Source organism: Ruegeria sp. BHSB172 (assembly GCF_059613165.1).
This window is the reverse complement of the sequence record NZ_JBXWRZ010000080.1, coordinates 2,501-4,862: the sequence shown is the minus strand read 5'-3', so window position 1 is coordinate 4,862 and position 2,362 is coordinate 2,501. Positions and strand designations below refer to the sequence as shown.

Annotated in this window: 1 rRNA gene; it reads right to left on the bottom strand. The window is 54.0% G+C overall.

The features are described 5' to 3' along the window. Nucleotides 1–2,351: ribosomal RNA gene (locus AC2FM3_RS17735) — 23S ribosomal RNA — on the bottom strand; the annotation flags it as partial. Nucleotides 2,352–2,362: the final 11 nt, after the last annotated feature.

The window sequence follows — 2,362 nt, the reverse complement described above, 5'->3', positions numbered from 1 at the left end:
CACTCGGGACCACCGGATCACTATGGCCGTCTTTCGACTCTGCTCGACTTGTCAGTCTCGCAGTCAGGCTGGCTTCTGCCATTGCACTCAACGAGCGATTTCCGACCGCTCTGAGCCAACCTTCGCGCGCCTCCGTTACGCTTTAGGAGGCGACCGCCCCAGTCAAACTACCCGCCACGCAGGGTCCCGGATCCGGATGACGGACCGCGGTTAGACATCAAGAATGCAAAGGGTGGTATCTCAAGGGAGGCTCCACAGGAACTGGCGTCCCTGCTTCGAAGCCTACCACCTATCCTGCACATTGCAGTCCTGATGCCAGTGCGAAGCTGTAGTAAAGGTGCACGGGGTCTTTCCGTCTAACCGCGGGAAGCCTGCATCTTGACAGGCAATTCAATTTCGCTGAGTCGATGTTGGAGACAGCGGGGAAGTCGTTACGCCATTCGTGCAGGTCGGAACTTACCCGACAAGGAATTTCGCTACCTTAGGACCGTTATAGTTACGGCCGCCGTTTACCTGGGCTTCAATTCAAGGCTCTCACCTCTCCTTTTAACCTTCAGGCACCGGGCAGGCGTCAGACCCTATACGTCGTCTTGCGACTTCGCAGAGCCCTGTGTTTTTAATAAACAGTCGCCACCCCCTGGTTTGTGCCCCCAGCCCCTAGTTGCCTAGGAACCGGGCCTCCTTCTCGCGAACTTACGGAGGTATTTTGCCGAGTTCCTTCAACATCGTTCTCTCAAGCGCCTTGGTATGCTCTACCAGTCCACCTGTGTCGGTTTAGGGTACGGTCTGATAGGAGGGCTATTTCCAGGAACCTCTCAGCAGCCCAGTCAATCCGATAAGACTGAACTACACCCGAGATCCGTCACCACTCCACGGCCCAGGAATATTAACCTGGTTCCCATCGCCTACGCCTTTCGGCCTCGGCTTAGGGGCCGGCTTACCCTGCTCAGATTAGCTTTAAGCAGGAACCCTTGGACTTTCGGCGAGAGTGTCTCTCACACTCTTTGTCGCTACTCATGTCATCATTCTCACTAGTGATCTCTCCACCGGATGGCTCACGCCCCGGCTTCATCGAAAGCCTCTCTCCTCCAATACGCCCGAAGACGTGAAGGAGGAATGAGACTATGTCACACTACGCTCTGCTACCATGCCTTACGGCATCCGAAGCTTCGGCTCATGGCTTGAGCCCCGTTACATCTTCGCCGCAGGACAACTTGTTTAGACCAGTGAGCTGTTACGCTATCTTTAAAGGATGGCTGCTTCTAAGCCAACCTCCTGGTTGTTTTGGTCGTCCCACCTGCTTTCCCACTTAGCCATGAATTGGGGGCCTTAGCTGTCGGTCAGGGTTGTTTCCCTCTCCACTACGGACGTTAGCATCCGCAGTGTGTCTGCCATCTAGTACTCCCGGGTATTCGGAGTTTGGTTAGGATCAGTAAGCCTGTGGGGCCCCATTACCCATCCAGTGCTCTACCCCCCGGGGTATTCGGATGACGCTCTACCTAAATAGATTTCGCAGAGAACCAGCTATCTCCGAGTTTGATTGGCCTTTCACCCCTAGGCACAGCTCATCCCGATCCTTTTCAACGGATGTGGGTTCGGTCCTCCAGTAAGTGTTACCTTACCTTCAACCTGGCCATGCCTAGATCACTCGGTTTCGGGTCTGATCCCACGAACTCATGCGCCCTATTAAGACTCGCTTTCGCTGCGCCTACACCTAACGGCTTAAGCTTGCTCGTGAGACCAAGTCGATGACCCATTATACAAAAGGTACGCCGTCAGCTCGCAAGGAGCCTCCGACTGATTGTAGGCGTTCGGTTTCAGGTACTGTTTCACTCCCCTCGTCGGGGTGCTTTTCACCTTTCCCTCACGGTACTGGTTCGCTATCGGTCAGCAAGGAGTACTTAGCCTTCGAAGGTGGTCCTCCGATCTTCAGACAGGATTTCACGTGTCCCGCCCTACTTAATACGTCCCATCGAGCTTCGAATACGGGGCTGTCACCCGCTATGGCCATGCTTCCCAACATGTTCTTCTCACTCTCAAGGCTCGGCTGGTCCCCGTTCGCTCGCCGCTACTAGGGGAGTATCAATTGATGTCCTTTCCTCCGGGTACTTAGATGTTTCAGTTCCCCGGGTTTGCTCTTAAAACCCTATGTATTCAGGTCTTAAGTACCTGTCTCAATCCATTATGAACTGCTCGCGCAGATCATAACGAACTGTCAGGTGGGTTGCCCCATTCGGAAATCCATGGATCAAAGCTTATTCTCAGCTCCCCATGGCTTATCGCAGAGTATCACGTCCTTCATCGCCTCTTGCTGCCAAGGCATTCACCAAACGCCCTTCTCGCGCTTGATTTGATCCAGAAA